We start from the raw sequence: 21,071 nt of genomic DNA on the forward strand, positions 1-21,071 counted from the left end.
TGTGGCAGATTTCGATTCCACTGAATTTGACGCTATTAAAATTTCTCTAGCGTCTGCTGACGATATCCGCGGTTGGTCCTATGGCGAGGTAAAGAAGCCTGAGACCATTAACTACCGTACCCTTAAGCCAGAGAAGGATGGCCTTTTCTGCGAGAAGATCTTTGGACCTGTAAGGGACTGGGAGTGCGCCTGCGGTAAATACAAAGGCATTCGCTTCAAGGGCATTACCTGCGAGCGCTGCGGTGTTGAAGTAACCACCGCAAAGGTTCGTCGTGACCGCATGGGCCACATCGAGCTTGCTGCTCCTGTAAGTCACATCTGGTACTTCAAGAGCCCAACCAGCTTCCCTCTGGCACGTCTTCTTGACATCAAGAGCAAGGACCTCGAGAAAGTCCTCTACTTTGCATCTTACGTAATCACCAGTGTTGACACTGAGGCACGTGAGGCTGACGTAGACGATCTTCGTGAGGAGCTTGCAGCAGACCTCGAAGAGCTTGATGCAGAGCGTGACGATCAGATCGCACGTCTTCGTGAGCAGGGCCAGCCACAGGATGACGAGTTTGGCGATTTCGAACCTCTTTCTGAGGACGAGATTCGCGCAGGCGTCGCTGATCTTGAGGAAGAGTACGAGGAAGAGAAGACACTTCGTCGTGAGGCTTTCGAGAAGTTCATGCAGCTTGAGACCAGAGAGCTCATCTCCGATGAGGGTCTGTTCTCCGAGCTTAAGCGCTACTATGGCATCTACTTCAAGGGTGGCATGGGCGCAGAGGCCGTACGTGACCTTCTCTCCAACATTGACCTTGAGAAAGAGGCCAAGGAGCTCCGCGCTATTATCGCCAATGAGGATGCTCAGAAGCAGAAGCGCGAGAAGGCCATTAAGCGCCTTGAGATTGTTGACGCTTTCCTTAAGGGCGGCAACGATCCAGCTAACATGATCCTTGACGTTGTACCAGTTATTCCACCTGATCTTCGTCCAATGGTTCAGCTTGATGGTGGCCGTTTTGCAGCTTCCGACTTAAACGATTTGTATCGTCGTGTTATTAACCGTAACAATCGTCTTAAGCGCCTGCTTGACCTTGACGCACCTTCCATTATTGTTAACAACGAGAAGCGCATGCTTCAGGAGTCCGTTGACGCTCTGTTTGACAACGGTCGCCGTGGCCGTCCTGTTACCGGCCGTGGTGGACGTCCTCTGAAGTCTCTTGCTGAGGCTCTTAAGGGTAAGCAGGGTCGCTTCCGTCAGAACCTTCTGGGTAAGCGTGTTGACTACTCTGGCCGTTCCGTCATTGTTGTTGACCCACACCTGAAGCTGCACCAGTGCGGTCTTCCATCCGCTATGGCACTTGAGCTCTTCAAGCCATTTGTCATGCGTCGTTTGGTTGAGCTCCGCAAGGTTGAAAACATTAAGGGCGCAAAGCGCGCTATTGACCGTGGTACTCCAGTTGTTTGGGACGTTCTGGATGAGGTCATTCAGGACCGCCTCGTTCTTCTCAACCGCGCACCTACCCTTCACCGTCTGTCCATTCAGGCATTTGAGCCAGTTCTTATCGAGGGTAAGGCAATTCACCTGCACCCACTGGTCTGCGCACCATTCAACGCAGACTTCGACGGCGACCAGATGTCTGTCCACGTGCCACTTTCTACTCAGGCACAGACAGAGGCTCGCATTCTGATGCTCTCCAGCAACAACCTCAGAAGCCCTGCTTCTGGTAAGGTTCTGACCGTTCCTTCTCAGGATATGGTCTTTGGTGTCTACTACCTCACTTCCGAGAAGACCGGTGAAGACGCTAAGACTCTTACCTTTGCAAGCTTTGAGGATGCTCTTCTGGCTATTGAGGCCAATCGTGACCTTGATATCCAGGCAAAGGTTGTTGTCCGCGTAAGCTCCAAGGATGCAAACGTTGCTGATAGCGATCGCGCTATCTTCCGCGTTATGACCGGCCGCGGTCAGTATGAGGACCTGGACGTTACTGAGGGTACTAAGCGTTTTGAGACCACTGTTGGTCGCATTATCTTCAACCGTCAGTGTCTGCCAGAGGATTACCCATACATCAACTACAAGATGGTTAAGTCCGATATTGGTGTTCTGGTCAACGATTGCTGCGACCGTTACCCAATGGCTGATGTTGAGCCAATTCTGGACAACATCAAGAAGACTGGTTTCCACTACGCAACCCTTGCTGGTCTGACCGTTTCCGTTTGGGATGCTGTCATTCCTCCACACAAGCCACAACTGCTTCAGGAGGCACAGGACCGCGTTGACCAGATCAACGAGTACTACGAGGACGGATTCCTCTCCGAGCGAGAGCGTCACGTTGAGGTTGTTAACGCATGGACCGAGTGCACCGATCTTCTCGGCTCTGAGATGCTTACAGGCTTTGCAGAGAACAACCCAATTTACATGATGGCTGACTCTGGAGCTCGTGGTTCTAAGACACAGCTTCGCCAGCTTGCTGGTATGCGAGGCCTGATGGCGGATATGTCCGGTGAAACCATCGACCTTCCAATTAAGGCAAACTTCCGCGAGGGTCTTGAGCCTCTCGAGTACTTCATTTCTACCTACGGCGCTCGTAAGGGTCTGGTAGATACCGCATCCCACACCTCCGACTCTGGTTACCTGACTCGTCGACTCGTCGACGTTGCGCAGGACGTCATTGTCCGCGAGGAGGACTGCGGCACTGATGAGGCAGTTACCTATCCTCTGATTAAGCCTGGTCAGACTTCTGTTGATACTGACCTGATTGGTCGCTGCACCCTTGAGGATGTCTGCGATCCAAACACTGGCGAGGTTCTTATCCCAGCTGGTGGCTATGTTGAGTCCAAACAGGATCTTGAGCGTCTTGTTGAGCACGGCCTTGCAAAGGTTCAGCTCCGCGCGCTTCTGACCTGTAAGTCTAAGTACGGCGTCTGCCAGAAGTGCTACGGTTGGGATCTTTCCACCCGTCGTCCTGTCAACATTGGTACTGCAGTTGGTATTATCGCAGCTCAGTCCATTGGTGAGCCTGGTACTCAGCTGACCATGCGTACCATTCACTCCGGTGGTGTTGCAGGCGCAGACGATATTACGCAGGGTCTTCCTACCGTTGCTCGTATGTTCGACGTCGTCGGCAACGTCAACGAGAAGATTCTTGGCCGCGAGGCTGATCTGGCTCCTGTTTCTGGTGTTCTTCACATCACCCCAGAGACCACCGAGTACCTGCTGCGTATTGTTGATGCAGACGATGCTTCCCGTGTTATCGAGGAGTGGCGTGTTCCTGCATCCGTCCGCTTCATGCCTGGCATTGAGGATGGCGTTGTTGTCCGTGCTGGTGATCAGATTACCCGCGGCTTCGTCAACTTCCGTATGCTCCGTCGACTCACTGACATTGAGTCCACCATGCACACCTTCGTTGAGTCCGTTAAGGACGTCTATACCTCTCAGGGTGTAGAGCTCAACGATAAGCACATCGAGGTTATCGCACGTCAGATGCTTCGTCGTGTTCAGGTCACCAACCCAGGTGACTCTTCGTACCTGCTTGGTCAGTACGTGGACCGCTATGTCTTTGCAGAGACTGTCCAGAACATTGCCCTTGCTGGTGGTACTCCACCAGAGGCAGAGCCAGCAATCCTTGGTACTCTGAAGGTTGCAAGCTCTATCGATTCTTGGCTCTCCAGTGCATCGTTCATCCGTACTGCAGGCGTTCTTACCTCTGCAGCTATTGAGGGCGACGTTGACCACCTGCTTGACCTCAAGTCCAACGTTATTGTTGGTAAGCAGATTCCTGCAGGTACTGGTCTCTCCGCATACAACGATGTTGAGCTTACCTACCATGGCACCAAGATTGATGGCCCAACCTCTTCTCTTGCTAAGTCTCTTCCAGACTGGGCACCAGCAGAGCTTAAGGATATCGAGGAGCAGCTTCCTAAGCAGCTTGACTGGGTCAACGAGGATTACAACGGTGGCGTTTATTCCAAGAATGGCCGCACGCTTTCAAGCGAGGACGCAAAGCTGTATCTCTTCGATGATCTTGGCGTGTCACAGCGTTGGACTAACAAGTTCAGCGAGGTTGGCATTGAGACCGTAGGCGATCTTATCGGTAAGACCGAGGAAGACCTGCTTCGCATCGATGGTATTGGTGCAAAGGCAATCGAGGAGCTCCGCGATGGCCTTGAGGCTCGTAACCTCCTCTACATCCTTGAGCCAGAAGAGGATGAGGCAGATTCTGAGGATCTTTCTCAGCTGCTCAACATGGTCTTCTCGCCAGAAGGCGATGGCGGCTTGATGCTGGGCTCTGCAGCTCCATCCACGCACTCTGATTACACCGAGACACTCATCGGTTCTTCTTCCGACGAGGTTAGCCCTGATGTAATTAACGAGGACCTTGGTTCTCTGGATGACCTTCTCAATCAGGTTGTCCGCATGGACGCTGAGGCAGACGGCGAAGACGAGTAAGTAATCTCGCCTGATACATCAAACTTTTTCGGAGATTGACTCCGATACAGAAGAGGACTTCAGCCGTTAGCTGGAGTCCTCTTTTAGTTACGCTTACAGAAGCGAGTAACGGTATATACTAATCTTTTATGAATTACGTTTGGTAAGCCATTTATTTTGCGGCTCTTAAAGGATAGGAATAGCAAATGGATAGTCACTCCCACGATTCTGAACAGTGCGAGCACACTCATTCTACATGCGATTATGTTTCTGATCAGAAGCTGAATGAATACCTGGTAAACGATGACATCATCTACGATGCAACCCAGATTTTTGATGCACTGTCTGATTTCACTCGATTCCAGATTTTGGGTGCTCTAGTAAATGGCGAGAAAAGCGTAACAGAGCTGCAAGAAATGCTTTCGGTATCTCAGTCAGCAACCTCTCACCAGTTGCGCCTTTTGCGCGACCGCGGTCTTGTCAATGCAAAAAGAGATGGCAGAAAAGTTATCTATTCACTTGCAGATGAGCACGTCACAACGCTAATCCGCGTTGGCCTTGCACACGCCGCACACCTGTTGGGTCATTAACATACGTATCGGAATTGTGGAGAGAACTTATGGGTGAGTATCGCATCATTGAAGTTAAGCAGAGTGTTTTTGCAGCTAACGAGAAAAGCGCCGATCAACTAAGAGAAGAAATGAAGAAAAAGGGAACTCTGCTGGTAAACCTTATGTCTTCTCCAGGTTCTGGCAAAACTACCACCCTTAAAAAGACCATTGCTGCCCTGAAAGATAAGGTTTCCATTGCTGTTATGGAAGCTGATATTGATTCAGATGTTGATGCTGCTGCTATTTCAGAAACGGGCGTGAAAGCCATTCAGCTGCATACTGGCGGCATGTGTCACCTCGATGCGCATATGTGCGCTCAGGGTCTTGAAGGTCTCAATGCAGGTGATGTGGACCTTATCTTTTTAGAGAACGTTGGGAACTTAGTATGTCCGGCAGAGTTTGACACAGGTGCCGGTGTAAACGTCACTATTCTTTCTGTTCCCGAAGGCGATGATAAGCCGTTGAAATACCCTTTGATGTATCAGGTCTGTGATGTGGTGCTTGTTAACAAAATAGACGTAGCACCGTATTTTGATTTTGACCTGGAAAAACTCAAGGAAAATGTGGCCCTTAGAAATCCAAAGGCGGTTGTTATTCCTTTCTCTGCCAAAACTGGGGAAGGATTAGACGCTTGGACTGAATGGCTTTCTCGCAAAGTTGCTGAGTGGAAAAGCAGTCAGTAACCAATGGCTAGCGCTTAAAGAATGTCTTATGCCTGATAGGAGAGGTCATGGCAGAGGAAGTACCAGCACGTAAGACTCCAAAAGGTCAAAATGCCATGCGCGGCAGTCTTACTGATGAAGAAATTGCACGCAGAAATGTATTGCCAACTACTAACCCTGCTGGCGGTCCTACTCGCATACTCGCTCAAAATCACATTACTGAAAATGACGAGGTAGTTCATTACAAAACTGTAGATCCAAATGAGCCTGGACCAGCTTCTTCTGAGCAATTTAAGCCTCTTGTAAGAGATGAAGTTCAAAAAATTACGAGTCGCCTTGGTCACAAAATTGTAAAAGATGACCCAGAATATTGGGGCATAGCAGCAATTATGACTGAGGAAGAAGCTGCGGTAACCAAATACATGAAGGTTCGCCAGCCAGTTACCTTAGAGGAGCTTTGCAAGCGTACTGGAAAAACTGCGAGAGAACTTCAACCTATCTTAGACACTCTGTCTGTAAAGGGCATGATTGAATACAACTGGGAAAACAAGAGCAAGCAAAAGCAGTATGTTCTTCCCATGTTTGTTCCCGGCTCTGCTGAGTTTACCGTAATGAACGAGCGCCAACTCGAAGAACATCCCGAGATGGCTTCTTTGTTTGAGCGTATGACCTATCTACCGCTCAAAAATGTCACCAAGTTAGTTCCTGAAGGTGGCGCGGGCGTTGGTATGCATGTCATTCCTGTTGAACGCTCCATTGAGCAGGTAAATCACACAGTTACTGTTGAGCATATTTCGCATTGGCTCAAGAAATACGATAGATATGCTGCAACTCCTTGTTCTTGTCGCCTTGCTGAGCGTGTTCGTGGCGACGGCTGTGCTGACGATCCAGAAGATTGGTGTCTTGCCATTGGAGATATGGCTGATTACTGCGTAGAAACAGGAAAAGGCCACTACATTACCTACGATGAGGTTATCGATATCTGTACAAAGGCCGAGAAAAACGGTTTTGTTCATCAGATTACCAACATTGATGGAGAAGACAAGATCTTTGCTATTTGTAACTGCAACGTAAATGTTTGCTATGCACTCAGAACTTCTCAGCTGTTTAATACGCCTAATTTGTCTCGTTCCGCTTTTGTGGCTCACGTTGATGAAGAAAAATGTGTTGCTTGCGGTGGGTGCGTAGAGGTTTGTCCAGCTGGAGCCCCTCAATTAGGTCAGAAACTTCCTACTAGGACGGGCAAAATTTCCTACCCAATGCAGGATCTTCCAGATGATAAGTTCTGGGGAGAGTCTGACTGGGATTGGAATTATAAAAATAACAACCGTATTGAGTGCCACGATACTGGTACAGCTCCTTGCAAGGTTGCCTGTCCAGCGCATATTTCTGTTCAGGGTTATCTTCGCATGGCTGCTGAAGGCCGTTATCGAGATGCGCTTGAGCTCATCAAAAAAGAAAATCCATTCCCTGCTGTTTGTGGTCGCGTTTGCAATAAACGTTGCGAAGCAGCGTGTACGCGAGGAACTATTGACCAGGCAGTAGCCATTGATGACGTTAAGAAATTCATTGCTCAAAAAGATCTAGAGGCAGAACATCGCTTTATTCCAGAGCCAGTTATCCCGTCAAATAGAGGCCGATTCAACCAGAAAATTGCCATTATTGGTGCAGGTCCAGCCGGCCTCTCCTGTGCATATTACCTGGCAGAGCGCGGTTACAATCCCGTTGTTTTTGAAAAGAACCTCCTTCCTGGTGGAATGATGGTATATGGCATCCCTTCTTACAAGCTCGAGAAAAACGTTGTTGCCGCAGAGATTGACGTTCTTAAAGAAATGGGTGTTGAGATTCGCTGTGGTGTTGAGGTAGGAAAAGACATAACCCTAGATGAACTGCGCGCTCAAGGCTTTATTGGTTTTTATGTTGCTATTGGTTGCCAGGGCGGTAGAAAGGCCACTATTGCTGGAGAAGACGCTGACGGGGTTATTTCTGCTGTTGATTTCTTGCATTTTGTAACCGAGCATCCTCTGCATGAAGTACCTGGTAAGACAGTGGTTATTGGTGGCGGTAATGTTGCCATTGATGCGGCTCGAGTCTCTGCTCGTTGTGGATCAGAGTCAGTTACTATGGTGTGCCTAGAGCAACCAGAAGAAATGCCTGCACTACCAGAAGAAATCACAGAAGCGCAGGAAGATGGTGTGTCAATCAAGAATGGTTGGGGACCTGCTTTTATTGACACAGATGAGCAAGGACACGTTTGCGGCGTGATGTTTAAACGCTGTATGCGTGTTTTTGACAATGACAAGCGTTTCTCGCCTTGTTTTGATGACGAGCAAACAATGTATCTTGAGGCAGATGCAGTGGTCTTGTCTATTGGACAAACCGTTGAGTGGGGAAGTCTTTTGGAGGGAGAGGCAGTTGAGCTTACGCGAGGCAATCTTGCGTGCGCTGATTCCCAGACATATCAGACTGCTCAGCCCGATGTCTTTGTGGGTGGAGATGTGTATACGGGGCCTCGCTTTGTTATCGATGCTATTGCCGCAGGTCATGAAGCTGCTGTTTCATTACATCGTTTTGTACAGAAAGGCTCTTCTTTGACTATTGGTCGCAACCAGCGCCATTATGTTGAGCTTGATAAATCTGACGCAGCAGTTGAGTCTTGTGGATACGATCACGCAGGTCGTCAGCGTCCCGCATGCGATACGGTCAAAAACATTAGACACAACTGGACAGACTCTAGCCATACTTTTACGCCAGAGCAAATCAGAATCGAGACCGCACGCTGCTTGAAGTGCGGCGCTTCAATTGTTGATGCAAATAAGTGTATTGGTTGTGGTCTCTGTACTACACGCTGTGAGTTTGATGCAATTCACCTGTTCCGAGACAATCCTCACTGTTCAGATATGGTTGCCGCAGAGCATAAGGCAGGAAAAATTCTCTCGTATGTTGGAAAACGTGCGGTAAAGATTATTAAGAATCCCGCGAGAAAAACAAAGACCCCTAAGCCTCAGTCACACGTAACAACCGATGAGCTTGGTAATCCCGTTTCTGCGGGCAGTACTGGTATTTCAAGCTAACATGCTCACTGGAACTAACTAACATGCATGAGCTGGGAATTGCGTTTTACCTCATAGATATGGTTGAGGATCTGGGAAAACAGAACAACCTCACCTCTGTTGCGCGCGTAAAGTTGCAGCTAGGGGAGGTATCTGGAGTTGTTCCATCGTATTTGTTGGATGTATGGCGCTGGGCAGCTGATCGCACGGAGCTGCTACATGGAGCTCAGCTAGAAATTGAAGAAGTACCAGCTCTAACACAGTGTTTATCGTGCAATAAAACGTACGCTACGGTAACGTATGGTCGCACATGCCCTTACTGTTCTAGCGAGAAAACAGAACTCATCCAAGGCTTAGAAATTGAGCTTGCTGAGATTGAGGCTACCTAACATTTGTAATTTCTATGAAGTATAGATACGCCCGGCACAGTGGCTTGTTGACATGTGGCTTTCATCAGCGTAAAGTACTTCCCTGCGTAATTCCAAGGGGACAGTGCTGTGTCGCCTTTCGAATATGTAAAACTGCAGGTAGATAGGTATAAGAAGGAGAAGATCTTGCCTACTATTAACCAGCTCGTACGTAAGGGCCGCGTGAGCGTCAAGTCAAAGTCTAAGAACGCCGCTCTTCAGCACAACCCACAGAAGCGTGGTGTTTGCACCCGCGTTTTCACCACTACGCCAAAGAAGCCTAACTCAGCACTCCGTAAGGTTGCTCGTGTTCGTCTTGTTAATGGCATTGAGGTAACCGCTTACATTCCTGGTGAGGGCCACAACCTCCAGGAGCACTCCATTGTTCTGGTTCGTGGCGGCCGTGTCCGTGACCTTCCTGGTGTTCGTTACAAGGTTGTTCGCGGTGCATTCGACTGCGCAGCAGTTCAGAATCGTGCTCAGGGCCGTTCCCGTTACGGCACTAAGCGTGCTAAGTAATCACGTCCACTACTCGAACTAGTTCTTAGGAGATTAATATGCCGCGTCGCGCAGCAGCAGTACGTCGTGAGGTTATGCCTGACGCCGTCTACAACAATCGTCTGGTAACCCAGCTCATTAACAAGGTCCTTCTCGACGGCAAGAAAGCAACCGCAGAGCGCATTGTCTACGGTGCATTTGACATCGTCGCAGAGAAGACTGGCGAGGATGCCCTCACTGTCTTCAAGAAGGCTATGGATAACATTCGCCCAACACTTGAGGTTAAGCCTAAGCGTGTTGGTGGCGCTACTTACCAGGTTCCAATGGAGGTCAACTCCCGTCGTGCAACTACTCTTGCTATCCGCTGGATGGTCACTTTCAGCCGTAGCCGTAAAGAGAAGACCATGGCAGAGCGTCTTGCAAACGAGATCATCGACGCAACTAACGGCGTAGGTGCATCCGTCAAGCGCCGCGAGGACCTGTACAAGATGGCTGAGGCCAACCGCGCCTTCTCCCACTACCGCTTCTAGTCGGAATTCAGGAGTAGCAAACAAATGGCTAAGACTAAGTACAATCTTAAAGACCTCCGCAACATCGGCATCATGGCTCACATCGATGCTGGTAAGACCACCACTACGGAGCGTATTCTTTACTACACCGGTAAGACCCACAAGATTGGTGAGGTCCACGACGGTGCAGCAACCATGGACTGGATGGTTCAGGAGCAGGAGCGCGGCGTAACCATTACTTCCGCAGCTACCACTTGCTTCTGGAAAGACCACGTCATCCAGATCATCGACACCCCAGGCCACGTTGACTTTACCGCTGAGGTTGAGCGTTCTCTTCGTGTTCTGGACGGCGCAGTTGCAGTCTTCGACGCAGTTGCAGGCGTTCAGCCACAGTCCGAGACCGTTTGGCGTCAGGCAACCAAGTACGGCGTACCTCGTATTGCATTCATCAACAAGTTTGACCGCGTAGGCGCAGACTTCTTCCGTGCAATCCAGACTATGCGTGACCGCCTTGGTGCAAACGCAGTTGCAGCTCAGGTCCCAATGGGCGCTGAGTCCAACTTCTGGGGTCTTATCGACCTTGTTACGAACACTGCATGGGACTTCAAAGAGGATGCTAAGGGCATGATTTACCCTGAGCCACTCGACGAGATTCCAGCAGAGTTTGCAGAGATTGCAGCAGAGAAGCGTGAAGAGCTTCTTGAGGCAGCATCTGACTTCTCTGAGGAGCTCATGATGGCTGTTCTCGAGGGCGAAGAGGTTGACGTTGAGACCCTTAAGGGCGCTCTTCGTGCTGGCGTTCTTGCTGGCGAGATTAACCCTGTCTTTGTTGGCTCTGCTTACAAGAACAAGGGTATTCAGGAGCTTCTGGACGCAGTTATCGACTTCCTTCCAAGCCCTCTGGATGTTCCAGAGATTGATGGCGTCACTCCTAAGGGTGATGAGGCTGTCCGTCACGCAGACGTTAAGGAGCCATTCTCCGCTCTTGCATTCAAGATCATGACTGACCCTTATGTTGGTAAGCTTACCTACATTCGTGTTTACTCTGGTCAGGCAGAGGCAGGTTCTTACGTCTACAACTCCGTCAAGGACAACCGTGAGCGCTTTGGCCGCATCCTTGAGATGAACGCAAACGACCGTGTTGATCGTGACGAGTGCTCCGCAGGCGACATTGTTGCATGCGTTGGTCTGAAGAACACCACTACTGGTGACACTCTTTGTGACGAGAAGAACCCAATCATCCTTGAGTCCATCAGCTTCGCAGATCCTGTTATCGACGTTGCTGTTGAGCCTAAGACCAAGGCTGAGCAGGAGAAGATGTCCATCGGCCTTTCTAAGCTGGCTGAAGAGGACCCAACCTTCCAGGTTCATACTGATCACGAGACCGGCCAGACCATCATTGCTGGTATGGGCGAGCTTCACCTTGAGATTATTGTTGACCGTCTCCGTCGTGAGTTTAAGGTTGACTGCAACGTTGGTAAGCCACAGGTTGCTTACCGCGAGACTGCTGGTAAGGCAGTAAGCCACGCTGAGGGCAAGTTTGTCCGTCAGTCCGGTGGTAAGGGTCAGTATGGCCACGCAGTCATCGACCTTGAGCCACAGGAAGAGGGCAAGGGTTACGAGTTTGTCAACGCTATCGTCGGTGGTGTTATTCCTAAGGAGTACATCCCATCTATCGATAAGGGCATCCGCGAGGCTCTTGAGAACGGTGTCATTGCTGGTTACCCAGTAGTCGACATCAAGGTCACCCTTGTTGACGGTTCTTACCACGAGGTCGACTCTTCTGAGGCAGCATTTAAGATTGCTGGTTCTATGGCAATTAAGGATGCTCTCAAGAAGTCCAACCCAGTCCTTCTCGAGCCAGTTGAGTCTGTTGAGGTTGAGACACCTGAGCAGTACATGGGCGACGTTATGGGCAACCTTTCTTCCCGTCGTGGCAAGATTGAGGGTATGGACGATCGTATGGACGCCAAGGTCATCCGCGCTAAGGTGCCTCTTGGTGAGATGTTCGGTTACGCAACCGACCTTCGTTCCCAGACCCAGGGCCGCGCGAGCTACACCATGCAGTTCGATTCTTACGAGCCCGTTCCTAACGCTGTACGCGAAGAGATTGTCGCCAAAAACGGCGGCTCTGCATCCTAAGTAAACGACCACGAGCTCTAGCTCATTTATGGAGGTACCCAAAGTGTCAAGCCAGAAGATCAGGATTCGCCTCAAGGGCTATGATCACGAGGTCATTGATCAGTCCGCTAAGCTGATTGTTGACACCGCACAGAAGACAGGTGCGCGTGTTTCCGGTCCTATCCCTCTGCCAACCGAGCGCAACCTTTACACGGTTATCCGCTCCCCACACAAGGATAAGGATTCCCGTGATCAGTTTGAGATGCGCACTCACAAGCGTCTCATCGATATTCTCGACCCAAGCGCTTCTACCGTTGATTCGCTTATGCGTCTCGACCTTCCAGCTGGTGTCGATATCGAGATCAAGCTCTAAGCATACGGCTTAATCCAACTTGCAAACCCTCCTACGCTCTACGCGCGGGAGGGTTTTTGCGTGAGTGGCGTTGAACCACGTGCGAAGGATCACGTACGAGTTGCGACTCGCGCACCACACGCGTCACGACCGCGCTAGCTGCACAAACGCGCCTTCCGCCCAGTATCCACTTCGTGTGGATACCGGGTTTCTTGTGCGCATATGCTGAAAGTGGACGGGTTTCTCGCCAGGTGGGCGGCGCGAGCCTGACGTGCGCCTGATTTCTTCAAAGAATCTGTAAATTTTGCCTAAATACATCAAAGAATCTGTGGATTTGCCTGATTTTGTTAAAGAATCGGTGGCGGAAATACAGATTCTTTGTACTTTTCAGGCAGACTTTTCTAGACGTAACTCACATCTGCACTTGGCGAGAAACCCGTAGAATAGGGAAGCGAATACTTTTACAGCGCACAGGAGAAGAGATGAAGGAAAGCTCGCACAACATAAGTGGTCAGAAGAATGCAAGTAGCCAGCTAAACACCGGTTGCTCGGAAAACGCTCACGTAACGAAGATCCTCTTTGTGTGCCACGGAAATATTTGCAGGTCAACAATGGCGCAATACGTCATGCAAGACCTTGTCGAGAAAAACGGTCTGGCAGACTCGTTTGTCATCGACTCAGCCGCAACCTCTACGGAGGAGATTGGCAATCCAGTTGATCCTCGCACGCGCCGAAAGTTACAGCAAGAGGGAATTCATTGCGGCAATCATCGTGCGAGGCAGATGACGCGCGCAGATTACGATAACTTTGAGTACCTCATAGGCATGGACCACAATAACCTGCGCAACATGATGCGCATATTAAAGGATGATTCGCTTGGAAAGGTTTCGCTGCTCCTTGATTGGACAGAGAAGCCTCGTGATATTGCGGACCCATGGTACTCAGGCAATTTTGATCTGACGTATCAGGATGTCACTAAGGGTTGCGAAGCATTGCTCAGTAAACTCTTGGCAAAGTAATTTTTATAGCCTGATTTTGGCAAAGTTGTTATCGTGGATTGTTTTTACAAATTTTTTTGAAAAAACTTTTCAAAATTCCTTGGGTTTCTCGCCAATGGATACGCCCGGGTCAGCGGTTTGACCTCGCAAAATAGGCGAGAAGAAAGATCTCGCAGCTAGAAGGTATCAAACGGTCTTCACAAAGCGTTCATCTTTTAGAGATTTTAGGCTTGTTTCTTGTCAAAAATGAGTGTAAAGTAGACGGGCTGCTCAAACAGGACAATTATGTCTAAAGGCAGTATGTACAGGACGTGGTCCGCTGGGGAAGAGTACCCGATGTGCTCTCAAGGTCCCATGACCACCGAAGGTTAGGAAAGAGCATGGTTAATACCATCCTCGGCCGCAAGCTGGGCATGACCCAGGTATGGGACGAGAACGACAACGTCGTTCCTGTTACCGTCGTTCTTGCTGGCCCCTGCACCGTTTCACAGGTAAAGACTGTTGAGACGGACGGCTACAATGCCGTACAGATTGGCTTCGGCGACATCTCCGAGAAGCATGTCAACAAGCCAATGGCTGGTCACTTCAAGGCACAGGGCGTCGAGCCAATGCGTTACCTCCGCGAGGTCCGCGTTGAGGATGCTTCTGAGCACAAGACCGGCGATGTTGTCACAGTTGCTGACTTCTCTGAGGTCACCGCTGTTGACGTAACAGGCACTTCTAAGGGTAAGGGTTTCCAGGGTACCGTTAAGCGCTGGAACTTCTCTCGCGGTCCAATGACTCACGGTTCTCGTAACCAGCGTCGTCCAGGTTCCATTGGTCAGTGCGCATACCCTGCACGCGTTCGTAAGGGCCTTCACATGTATGGTCACATGGGCGCAGAGCGCGTTACGGTCAAGAACCTTAAGCTTGTCCGCGTTGATGCTGAGCAGAACCTCATGCTTATCAAGGGTGCTGTTCCTGGCGGCAAGAATGCCCTCGTCCAGGTCCGCATGGCCTAAGGGCCTTTAGGCAAACACTTAGGCTAACAAGGAGACAACATGTCCAAGTATGAGATTAAGAACGTAGAGGGAAAGAAGGTCGGCGACGCCGAGCTCTCCTCTGACGTCTATGGCATTGAGCCAAACATCCCTGTTGTGCACCAGGTTGTAGTCTGCCAGGACGCATCCGCACGTCAGGGTACCCACTCTACAAAGAACCGTCACGAGGTATCCGGCGGTGGCGTTAAGCCTTACCGTCAGAAGGGTACTGGTCGTGCTCGCCAGGGTTCTATTCGTGCTGGTCAGTGGACTGGTGGTGGCGTCATCTTTGGACCTACCCCTCGTTCCCACGCACGTCGTATTAACAACAAGATGGTCAAGCTTGCTATGAGGTCCGTCCTCTCCGGCAAGGTTGCAGACTCCGAGCTTGTCCTCGTTGACTCTCTCGAGTTTGCTCAGCCTTCCACCAAGCAGGCAAAGGCTGCACTTCAGAACCTCGGTATTGAGGGTAAGCGCGTTACCGTCATCGTCCCAGACGACGACGTCAACACCTACCTCTCTTTCCGTAACCTTCCTAAGGTTTCAATCTTCGGCGTTTCTGAGGTTACTACTCGTTTCCTGATCGACAACGGCGCACTTGTTATGTCCGCTGATGTCGCTAAGCAGCTTGGGGAGGTGCTCGCATAATGAACTCTCCTTATGAGGTCATCATTCGTCCTATCGTTTCAGAGCGTGCTTTCGATCTGATGGAGCAGGGCAAGTACACTTTTGAGGTTGCTCGTAACGCAGGTAAAGAAGAGATTGCTGCAGCTGTAGAGAAGCTCTTCTCTGTACACGTCACCAAGGTAAACACACTTTCTGTTAAGCCAAAGAACAAGCGTGTACGTTATCAGCAGGCAGGCAAGACCCGCCAGTGGAAGAAGGCTATTGTTACCCTCGCTGCTGGTGAGACTATCGAGATCTTCGGTAATAACTCTGCTGAGTAAGGTTTTTCTCCCGTGCCTCTTTTGAGGTACGGGTTCGTATGCCGCGCATAGTAGATACGCGCGGTACCGTGGTAATCCGGTGTTAGCTCGACTTTCCCTTAAGCGGGCTAGCCAACGGAGAAGAAAGGGATACTGTTTATGGCAGTTAGGCATCTAAAGCCAACAAGCGCAGGCAGGCGCTTCCAGACAATCTCAGACTTTGCTGAGATTACAACTGATAAGCCCGAGAAGTCCCTTCTCGAGCCTCTGCCAAAGAAGGCTGGCCGCAACAACAATGGCCGCATCACTACCCGTCACCAGGGTGGTGGCCACAAGCGCCAGTACCGTCGTATCGACTTCAAGCGTCGCAAGGATGACATCCCAGCTAAAGTCGCTACCGTTGAGTACGATCCTAACCGTTCCGCTCGTATTGCTCTTCTGCACTATGCAGACGGCGCAAAGGCATACATCCTTTGCCCAGAGGGTCTGAGCGTCGGTGACACTGTTCTTTCTGGTACCAAGGACGTCGACATCAAGCCTGGTAACTGCACCACTCTTGAGCAGATTCCAGTAGGTACTCTTGTTCACGCAGTTGAGTTCCAGCCTGGCAAGGGTGCTGCAATGGCACGTGCTGCTGGTACTTCCGTCCAGCTTATGGGTAAGGACAACGGCTATGCAGTTCTGCGTATGCCTTCCTCCGAGCTCCGTCGTGTTCTTCTGACCTGCCGTGCAACCATCGGTGAGGTTGGCAACGCTGAGCACTCCAACATTGTTGTTGGTAAGGCTGGTCGTTCCCGCTGGGCAGGCGTCCGTCCTACCGTCCGTGGTACTGTCATGAACCCTGTTGACCACCCACACGGCGGTGGTGAAGGTAAGAACCACACTTCTGGTCGTCCTTCCGTCACCCCATGGGGTAAGCCAACCAAGGGTTATAAGACCCGCGACCCGAAGAAGGCTTCTAACCGCCTGATCATTCGCCGTCGTAAGTCCAAGTAAGACACGAGTAGGAGTAGATAAATGAGCAGAAGTCTCAAAAAAGGCCCCTTTGTGGAGACTCGCCTCCTTGCGCGTGTCGCTGCAATGAACGAGGCTGGCAAGAAGGACGTTATCAAGACTTGGTCACGTTCCTCAACCATCTTCCCTGAGATGGTCGGTCACACCATCGCTGTTCACGATGGTCGTAAGCATGTACCTGTGTACGTCACTGAGTCCATGGTTGGTCACAAGTTGGGCGAGTTCTCCCCATCCCGTACCTTCCGCGGTCACAAGGCCAAATAGGGGGAGTGTAGTAAATGGCTAAGAACACCGATTCTATTGAGGTTCGCGCAACAGCTAAGTATGTTCGCGTTGCTCCTCGTAAGGCTCGCGCAGTTGTCGCGCTTGTCCGCGGTAAGTCTGTCGAGAAGGCCCTTGAGGTTCTTCAGTTCTCGACTCGCGCTGCCGCAACTGATATTGCTAAGGTTCTGCGCTCCGCAGTTGCTAACGCCGAGAACAACAATGGTCTCCGTGCTAACAACCTGGTAGTCAAGACCGCTTTTGTTGACGAAGGCCCAACGCTTAAGCGTATTCGCCCTCGTGCAAAAGGTTCGGCTTCCCGCATTAACAAGCGCATGAGCCACATTACCGTTGTCGTTGCACCTCGAAAGGAGGCGTAGGAATGGGTCAGAAAGTACAGCCTACAGGCTTCCGTCTTGGTGTAACCGAGAGCTGGCGTTCTCGTTGGTACGCCGATAAGGACTACGCCGAGCAGCTCGGCAACGATCTTGCTATCCGCAAGTATCTCGAGAAGCGCCTTGAGAAGGCAGCTGTTGCTCGTATTGATATCGAGCGCGCTGGCGATAAGGTCAAGGTAACTATTTTCTCCGCACGTCCTGGCATTGTCATTGGCAAGAAGGGCGCAGAGATTGACGGCCTCCGTGCAGATCTTGAGCGTGTTGCTAAGGTCGGCAAGGGTCAGGTCAACGTTGATGTCGTCGAGGTTAAGCGTCCTGAGCTTGACGCAAACCTCGTTGCTCAGTCCATCGCAGAGCAGCTCGAGCAGCGTGTCGCTTTCCGTCGCGCTATGCGTAAGGCTGTTCAGTCCGCTCGCAAGGCTGGCGCTAAGGGTATTCGTATCCAGTGCTCTGGTCGTCTGAACGGCGCTGAGATGGGCCGTCGTGAGTGGTACCGTGAGGGTCGCGTGCCTCTGCACACCCTTCGTGCTGCAATCGGCTATGGTACTGCAACAGGCCGCACCACCATGGGCGCTGTTGGTATCAAGGTTTGGATTTATTACGGCGAGAAGATGCCTGGACAGCCAACACCTAACCCAGCTCTTGAGGGCTCCGCTCGTCCTCGTCGTGCTCGCAATGAGAGGAGGGGCCGTTAATGCTTGCTCCAAAGCGTGTATTGCACCGTAAGGTACAGCGCGGTTCCATGAAGGGCCAGGCAAAGGGTAATACCCAGCTGCATTTTGGTTCCTGGGGCATCCGTGCAGAGGAGGCTCACTGGATTACTAACCGCCAGATTGAGGCTGCTCGTATTGCTCTCACCCGTGAGATGAAGCGTGGCGGTAAGGTTTGGATTACTATCTTCCCAGATAAGCCAATCACCAAGAAGCCTGCAGAGACTCGCATGGGTTCCGGTAAGGGTAACCCAGAAGAGTGGGTAGCAGTTGTTAAGCCTGGTCGTATCATGTTCGAGATTGATGGCGTACCAGAGGAAGTTGCTCGTGAGGCTCTCCGTCTTGCTCAGCACAAGCTTCCAATTAAGACCAAGATTGTCTCCAAGGCCGATCAGGACGGTGAGAACTAATGAAGTACACCGAAATCAAGGCTATGAGCGATGCAGACCTCGCTAAGAAACTCGAGGAAGGCCGCGCAGAGCTCTTTAATCTTCGTTTCCAGATGGCAACCAGCCAGCTGGACAACACCGCTCGCGTCAAGGCTGTTAAGCGCGACATTGCTCGCGTTCAGACCGAGATGCGCACCCGTCAAATTGCTGCGGAAGCATCCGCAGAGCAGAACTAGATCGCAGGAGATAAGTTATGGCAGAGACCGAAAGCAGAAATGCGCGTAAGGTTCGTACCGGACTCGTCGTCTCCATCTCTGGCGAGAAGACGATTACGGTAGAGATTACGTACCGTAAGCACCACCCTAAGTATGGCAAGATGATGACCATCGGCAAGAAGCTTCACGTTCACGATGAGAACAACGAGGCTGGTCTGGGCGATACCGTCCGCGTCATGGAGACTCGTCCTCTTTCCAAGACCAAGCGTTGGCGTCTCGCAGAGATCGTTGAGCGCGCTAAGTAATTAGCACCTAGGAAACAGCTTTTAGCTCAACCTAGTTTTGTATCTATCATTATTTCTCATGTGCGCAAATACGCGCACCTCTGAGAAATTAGGTTCCGGAGGAACGTCACATGATTCAGATGGAGACCATTCTCAACGTCGCTGACAACAGCGGCGCAAGGCGCGTAAAGTGCGTCAAGGTCCTTGGTGGCTCCAAGCGTCGTTACGCCGGCCTTGCCGACGTCATCATTGGCGCTGTCCAGGAGGCTACTCCAGGTGGTTCGGTGAAGAAGGGCGACATTGTTCGCTGCGTCATCGTTCGTACCGCTAAGGACACCCGTCGCAAGGACGGTAGCTACATCCGCTTTGACCAGAACGCATGCGTTCTTGTTAACAAAGAGGGTGAGCCCAAGGGTACTCGTATCTTTGGACCAGTCGCTCGCGAGCTGCGCGACCACAAGTACATGAAGATTGTCTCACTTGCACCTGAGACCCTTTAAGGAGGAACGACATGCCTAAGATGAAGATCAAGAAGGGCGACAAGGTCGAGGTCCTCACTGGTAAGGACAAGGGTAAGCGCGGCGAGGTACTTCGCGTATATCCAGAGAAGAACAAGGTTGTCGTTGAGGGCGTTGCAATTGCAAAGCGCCATGTCAAGCCAAACGCAGCTAACCAGCAGGGTGGCATCGTTGAGGCAGAGGCAGCAATCGACGCTTCCAATGTTGCTCTTATCGACCCTAAGACCGACAAGCCAACTCGTGTTGGCTACCTGATCAAGGAGGACGGCACTAAGGTCCGCGTCTCCAAGAAGTCAGGCGCTGAGCTCTAAGTTACCCGTGTTTCTCGCTTTATAAGAAACACCAAAGAGCTACTTCAAACCCCGTTATCGTCAGATAGCGGGGTTTTCTTTTGGGCGAGAAGAACGGTGTGGTGTGGAAGTCGTGTGATGACACGAAAAAATATCAGCTAGCTTGAAATTCTCGTCCCATTTTTGCTCAATAAGGTCTAATATTGTTCATTGCGTCTTTCTATGGGACACGTATGTCTCGAGGATGCAGATGGCTCCTAGTTCGCCAAACTAGGAGGTGCGAGGCGATCCCCGCACTTAAAACCCCAAGAGTTAAGGAGAAACCATGGCAGACGAGAAGTACACACCTCGCCTTAAAGAGCTTTACTACGCATCCGTGCGTGATGCTCTGAAGGAGAAATTTGGTTACACCAACGTTAACCAGATTCCTAAGTTTGAGAAGATCGTTGTCAACATGGGTGTTGGCGAGGCAGCTACAGACGCTAAGGCAATCGACGGCGCTGTAAACGACCTCCGTACCATTACTGGTCAGCAGCCACTCGTTACACACGCTCGCAAGTCTATCGCAACCTTTAAGCTTCGCCAGGGTATGCCAATCGGCGCTAAAGTTACCCTTCGTGGCGATCGTATGTGGGAGTTCCTGGATCGTCTGATCGCAGTTGCAATTCCTCGTATCCGCGACTTCCGTGGTATCTCTGCTAAGAGCTTCGACGGCCGTGGTAACTTCTCCATGGGCGTAACCGAGCAGCTCATCTTCCCAGAGATTGACTTTGACAAGATGGACCACACCCGCGGTATGGACATCACCATTGTCACCACTGCTAACACCAACGAGGAGGGTAAGGCACTTCTCGACGCCTTCCACTTCCCATTCAAGCAGGACTAATTTTTACCTGCGCTTAAATTAAGCGCATTCCTGTAGGCATCTTCGATGCCGGGTGACATAGTCACCAGCACTATTGTTTGAAGTCATCTTGGCGTTCGCCAAGTTGCATTTTGAAGGAGGATTTGTGGCTAAGACTTCGATGATCGTCAAAGCCTCGCGTGAGCCGAAGTACTCTACGCGCACACAGAACCGTTGCCAGCGTTGTGGGCGTCCCCACTCCGTTTACCGCAAGTTTGGTCTGTGCCGTGTGTGCTTCCGTGAGCTAGCGAGCAAGGGCGAGCTTCCTGGTGTCCGCAAGGCAAGCTGGTAGGACTCAGGGCTCTGGCGTCAAGGCATCTGCGCCACGGGTGTAGATGAACCAGACACGCAGTTTCATCATTAACGAAGGAGAAGGATCAAATGAAAATTACCGATCCCATTTCAGACATGCTGACGCGTATTCGTAACGCAAACTCAGCTGGCAAGGATTCCGTATCCATGCCATCGAGCAAGGTGCTCGTTGAGATTGCTCGCGTCATCACCGAAGAGGGCTATGTCGA

Annotated in this window: 25 protein-coding genes; all 25 read left to right on the top strand. The window is 51.0% G+C overall.

Features of this window, described 5'->3' with window-relative positions; translation table 11 throughout:
* Position 1 precedes the first annotated feature (1 nt).
* The gene (locus RWJ96_RS02530) at positions 2 to 4,432 is read left to right on the top strand and encodes a DNA-directed RNA polymerase subunit beta' (RefSeq protein ID WP_314018786.1); all 4,431 of its coding nucleotides are present in this window, start codon (positions 2 to 4) and stop codon (positions 4,430 to 4,432) included.
* A gap of 185 nt (positions 4,433 to 4,617) precedes the next feature.
* Positions 4,618 to 5,001, top strand: a complete 384-nt coding sequence (locus RWJ96_RS02535) for a helix-turn-helix transcriptional regulator (protein ID WP_035435856.1) — start codon at positions 4,618 to 4,620, stop codon at positions 4,999 to 5,001.
* A gap of 29 nt (positions 5,002 to 5,030) precedes the next feature.
* On the top strand, positions 5,031 to 5,705 hold the full coding sequence (gene hypB, locus RWJ96_RS02540; protein ID WP_314018787.1) for a hydrogenase nickel incorporation protein HypB: 675 nt from the start codon (positions 5,031 to 5,033) through the stop codon (positions 5,703 to 5,705).
* 47 nt (positions 5,706 to 5,752) lie between these two features.
* Positions 5,753 to 8,758: an FAD-dependent oxidoreductase gene (locus RWJ96_RS02545; RefSeq protein ID WP_314018788.1), complete on the top strand. Its 3,006-nt coding sequence runs from the start codon at positions 5,753 to 5,755 to the stop codon at positions 8,756 to 8,758.
* Between the two features lie 23 nt (positions 8,759 to 8,781).
* Positions 8,782 to 9,126, top strand: a complete 345-nt coding sequence (locus tag RWJ96_RS02550) for a hydrogenase maturation nickel metallochaperone HypA (RefSeq protein WP_314018790.1) — start codon at positions 8,782 to 8,784, stop codon at positions 9,124 to 9,126.
* A gap of 165 nt (positions 9,127 to 9,291) precedes the next feature.
* Positions 9,292 to 9,663 carry a 30S ribosomal protein S12 gene (rpsL, locus tag RWJ96_RS02555; protein ID WP_035427082.1) on the top strand — a complete coding sequence of 124 codons (372 nt, stop codon included), beginning with the start codon at positions 9,292 to 9,294 and terminating at the stop codon, positions 9,661 to 9,663.
* Between the two features lie 38 nt (positions 9,664 to 9,701).
* Positions 9,702 to 10,172 carry a 30S ribosomal protein S7 gene (gene rpsG, locus RWJ96_RS02560; protein WP_012809249.1) on the top strand — a complete coding sequence of 157 codons (471 nt, stop codon included), beginning with the start codon at positions 9,702 to 9,704 and terminating at the stop codon, positions 10,170 to 10,172.
* A gap of 24 nt (positions 10,173 to 10,196) precedes the next feature.
* A complete protein-coding gene (gene fusA, locus RWJ96_RS02565; RefSeq protein ID WP_314018792.1) occupies positions 10,197 to 12,293 on the top strand; it encodes an elongation factor G in 2,097 nt (698 codons plus the stop codon).
* A 43-nt stretch (positions 12,294 to 12,336) separates the two neighbouring features.
* Positions 12,337 to 12,645, top strand: coding sequence for a 30S ribosomal protein S10 (gene rpsJ / locus RWJ96_RS02570; RefSeq protein ID WP_012809247.1), 309 nt, complete (start codon positions 12,337 to 12,339; stop codon positions 12,643 to 12,645).
* A gap of 461 nt (positions 12,646 to 13,106) precedes the next feature.
* Complete coding sequence (locus RWJ96_RS02575) at positions 13,107 to 13,643, top strand: low molecular weight protein-tyrosine-phosphatase (protein WP_314018794.1); 537 nt, start codon at positions 13,107 to 13,109, stop codon at positions 13,641 to 13,643.
* Between the two features lie 359 nt (positions 13,644 to 14,002).
* Positions 14,003 to 14,623, top strand: coding sequence for a 50S ribosomal protein L3 (rplC, locus tag RWJ96_RS02580; RefSeq protein WP_035426957.1), 621 nt, complete (start codon positions 14,003 to 14,005; stop codon positions 14,621 to 14,623).
* A 39-nt stretch (positions 14,624 to 14,662) separates the two neighbouring features.
* Complete coding sequence (gene rplD, locus RWJ96_RS02585) at positions 14,663 to 15,289, top strand: 50S ribosomal protein L4 (RefSeq protein WP_035426955.1); 627 nt, start codon at positions 14,663 to 14,665, stop codon at positions 15,287 to 15,289.
* Complete coding sequence (gene rplW, locus RWJ96_RS02590; protein WP_035426953.1) at positions 15,289 to 15,588, top strand: 50S ribosomal protein L23; 300 nt, start codon at positions 15,289 to 15,291, stop codon at positions 15,586 to 15,588. The genes rplD and rplW overlap by 1 nt, the downstream gene beginning before the upstream one ends.
* Positions 15,589 to 15,726: 138 nt before the next feature.
* Entirely contained in the window at positions 15,727 to 16,563 is an 837-nt protein-coding gene (gene rplB / locus RWJ96_RS02595; protein ID WP_035435872.1) for a 50S ribosomal protein L2, read from the top strand.
* 21 nt (positions 16,564 to 16,584) lie between these two features.
* Positions 16,585 to 16,845, top strand: a complete 261-nt coding sequence (rpsS, locus tag RWJ96_RS02600) for a 30S ribosomal protein S19 (RefSeq protein WP_035426948.1) — start codon at positions 16,585 to 16,587, stop codon at positions 16,843 to 16,845.
* A 35-nt stretch (positions 16,846 to 16,880) separates the two neighbouring features.
* Complete coding sequence (gene rplV / locus RWJ96_RS02605; RefSeq protein WP_232215606.1) at positions 16,881 to 17,222, top strand: 50S ribosomal protein L22; 342 nt, start codon at positions 16,881 to 16,883, stop codon at positions 17,220 to 17,222.
* A 2-nt stretch (positions 17,223 to 17,224) separates the two neighbouring features.
* On the top strand, positions 17,225 to 17,935 hold the full coding sequence (gene rpsC / locus RWJ96_RS02610; RefSeq protein ID WP_035426947.1) for a 30S ribosomal protein S3: 711 nt from the start codon (positions 17,225 to 17,227) through the stop codon (positions 17,933 to 17,935).
* Positions 17,935 to 18,360: a 50S ribosomal protein L16 gene (gene rplP / locus RWJ96_RS02615; protein WP_035426946.1), complete on the top strand. Its 426-nt coding sequence runs from the start codon at positions 17,935 to 17,937 to the stop codon at positions 18,358 to 18,360. The genes rpsC and rplP overlap by 1 nt, the downstream gene beginning before the upstream one ends.
* Positions 18,360 to 18,575: a 50S ribosomal protein L29 gene (gene rpmC / locus RWJ96_RS02620; RefSeq protein ID WP_035426945.1), complete on the top strand. Its 216-nt coding sequence runs from the start codon at positions 18,360 to 18,362 to the stop codon at positions 18,573 to 18,575. The genes rplP and rpmC overlap by 1 nt, the downstream gene beginning before the upstream one ends.
* 17 nt (positions 18,576 to 18,592) lie before the next feature.
* Positions 18,593 to 18,859, top strand: coding sequence for a 30S ribosomal protein S17 (rpsQ, locus tag RWJ96_RS02625; protein WP_012809236.1), 267 nt, complete (start codon positions 18,593 to 18,595; stop codon positions 18,857 to 18,859).
* Positions 18,860 to 18,969: 110 nt separating this feature from the next.
* Positions 18,970 to 19,338 carry a 50S ribosomal protein L14 gene (gene rplN, locus RWJ96_RS02630; protein ID WP_012809235.1) on the top strand — a complete coding sequence of 123 codons (369 nt, stop codon included), beginning with the start codon at positions 18,970 to 18,972 and terminating at the stop codon, positions 19,336 to 19,338.
* 11 nt (positions 19,339 to 19,349) lie between these two features.
* Entirely contained in the window at positions 19,350 to 19,667 is a 318-nt protein-coding gene (gene rplX / locus RWJ96_RS02635; protein ID WP_035426943.1) for a 50S ribosomal protein L24, read from the top strand.
* A 304-nt stretch (positions 19,668 to 19,971) separates the two neighbouring features.
* A complete protein-coding gene (gene rplE, locus RWJ96_RS02640) occupies positions 19,972 to 20,532 on the top strand; it encodes a 50S ribosomal protein L5 (protein WP_035432050.1) in 561 nt (186 codons plus the stop codon).
* A 124-nt stretch (positions 20,533 to 20,656) separates the two neighbouring features.
* The gene (locus RWJ96_RS02645) at positions 20,657 to 20,842 is read left to right on the top strand and encodes a type Z 30S ribosomal protein S14 (RefSeq protein WP_012809232.1); all 186 of its coding nucleotides are present in this window, start codon (positions 20,657 to 20,659) and stop codon (positions 20,840 to 20,842) included.
* An 89-nt stretch (positions 20,843 to 20,931) separates the two neighbouring features.
* On the top strand, positions 20,932 to 21,071 hold a 140-nt coding region (rpsH, locus tag RWJ96_RS02650), incomplete at its 3' end, for a 30S ribosomal protein S8 (RefSeq protein WP_314018799.1).

Source organism: Lancefieldella parvula, from assembly GCF_963547875.1.
In the GTDB taxonomy this organism is placed as follows: Bacteria; Actinomycetota; Coriobacteriia; order Coriobacteriales; family Atopobiaceae; genus Lancefieldella; species Lancefieldella parvula_D.

What these genes read in the sequence shown, in the direction of transcription:
- rplE (WP_035432050.1), top strand. Translation starts at nt 19,972, where the DNA reads ATGGCAGACGAGAAGTACACACCTCGCCTTAAAGAGCTTTACTACGCA.
- rpsG (WP_012809249.1), top strand. Translation starts at nt 9,702, where the DNA reads ATGCCGCGTCGCGCAGCAGCAGTACGTCGTGAGGTTATGCCTGACGCC.
- fusA (WP_314018792.1), top strand. Translation starts at nt 10,197, where the DNA reads ATGGCTAAGACTAAGTACAATCTTAAAGACCTCCGCAACATCGGCATC.
- rplN (WP_012809235.1), top strand. Translation starts at nt 18,970, where the DNA reads ATGATTCAGATGGAGACCATTCTCAACGTCGCTGACAACAGCGGCGCA.
- rpsQ (WP_012809236.1), top strand. Translation starts at nt 18,593, where the DNA reads ATGGCAGAGACCGAAAGCAGAAATGCGCGTAAGGTTCGTACCGGACTC.
- rplX (WP_035426943.1), top strand. Translation starts at nt 19,350, where the DNA reads ATGCCTAAGATGAAGATCAAGAAGGGCGACAAGGTCGAGGTCCTCACT.
- rplB (WP_035435872.1), top strand. Translation starts at nt 15,727, where the DNA reads ATGGCAGTTAGGCATCTAAAGCCAACAAGCGCAGGCAGGCGCTTCCAG.
- RWJ96_RS02535 (WP_035435856.1), top strand. Translation starts at nt 4,618, where the DNA reads ATGGATAGTCACTCCCACGATTCTGAACAGTGCGAGCACACTCATTCT.
- rplD (WP_035426955.1), top strand. Translation starts at nt 14,663, where the DNA reads ATGTCCAAGTATGAGATTAAGAACGTAGAGGGAAAGAAGGTCGGCGAC.
- RWJ96_RS02550 (WP_314018790.1), top strand. Translation starts at nt 8,782, where the DNA reads ATGCATGAGCTGGGAATTGCGTTTTACCTCATAGATATGGTTGAGGAT.
- RWJ96_RS02575 (WP_314018794.1), top strand. Translation starts at nt 13,107, where the DNA reads ATGAAGGAAAGCTCGCACAACATAAGTGGTCAGAAGAATGCAAGTAGC.
- rplW (WP_035426953.1), top strand. Translation starts at nt 15,289, where the DNA reads ATGAACTCTCCTTATGAGGTCATCATTCGTCCTATCGTTTCAGAGCGT.
- hypB (WP_314018787.1), top strand. Translation starts at nt 5,031, where the DNA reads ATGGGTGAGTATCGCATCATTGAAGTTAAGCAGAGTGTTTTTGCAGCT.
- RWJ96_RS02545 (WP_314018788.1), top strand. Translation starts at nt 5,753, where the DNA reads ATGGCAGAGGAAGTACCAGCACGTAAGACTCCAAAAGGTCAAAATGCC.
- rplC (WP_035426957.1), top strand. Translation starts at nt 14,003, where the DNA reads ATGGTTAATACCATCCTCGGCCGCAAGCTGGGCATGACCCAGGTATGG.
- rplP (WP_035426946.1), top strand. Translation starts at nt 17,935, where the DNA reads ATGCTTGCTCCAAAGCGTGTATTGCACCGTAAGGTACAGCGCGGTTCC.
- rpsC (WP_035426947.1), top strand. Translation starts at nt 17,225, where the DNA reads ATGGGTCAGAAAGTACAGCCTACAGGCTTCCGTCTTGGTGTAACCGAG.
- rpmC (WP_035426945.1), top strand. Translation starts at nt 18,360, where the DNA reads ATGAAGTACACCGAAATCAAGGCTATGAGCGATGCAGACCTCGCTAAG.
- rpsS (WP_035426948.1), top strand. Translation starts at nt 16,585, where the DNA reads ATGAGCAGAAGTCTCAAAAAAGGCCCCTTTGTGGAGACTCGCCTCCTT.